A 694-nucleotide genomic window follows, 5' to 3' on the forward strand; every position below is an offset into this window, starting at 1 on the left:
TAATAGTTGCATACATATCTTTCTGGAAAAATATATCGTTCTTCATCTGATATATGGCAGTTAGATTGATTCATGTCTAATATGGAAAAGAAATAATAATAAATGGAACGGCTTAAGAACCAATCATCATTGACTAAATTGTATTCAGTGGTTCCGACGTTGTAATTTCTTTTATCGGGAAGAAATTTGGAGTTATCATTAAGTATTACGGTGTACGATAGGGAGGTTTTTGGTGTAAACTCAGTCCATTCACTCTTTTCGAAATCTCCTCTATAATCACACACTCCTCCTAAATAATCTAGTAATATGTTTCCTGCTGTGATGATAAAGTTTCTTCCACACAACATGAATGTTAGGTTTTTATTTTTTGTTTGAGATGGCGGTATTGACGGGAATTCTAAACTACGAATATAAAAAGATTTTTCTCCTGAGTTATTAATCGTAACGGTAGCCCAATATTCGTTGTCCTTTTGTGTAATAGAAAGTTTAATTGAAGCATTAAACTGTTTGTTGTTGTCATCTATTGCAAAATAAGAAGGAAAATATGGATCGTCCGTATCAGATATTGGGTGGGTAACTATATCTTCATATTTAACTCCACCTCTACCTTTTAGGCCATATCCATACTTCACAACCGTTAAATCACCAGCAACCGATAGAGTTGAAAAAATAAAATAACCAAATAATGTTATCT

Annotated in this window: 1 pseudogene; it reads right to left on the reverse strand. The window is 32.7% G+C overall.

The annotated features are described in order from the left end of the window. Window positions 1-694, reverse strand: a pseudogene (locus MES37_RS24510) (hypothetical protein); the annotation flags it as partial.

The sequence above is a fragment of the Buttiauxella sp. S19-1 genome (assembly GCF_022134725.1).
In the GTDB taxonomy this organism is placed as follows: domain Bacteria; phylum Pseudomonadota; class Gammaproteobacteria; order Enterobacterales; family Enterobacteriaceae; genus Buttiauxella; species Buttiauxella ferragutiae.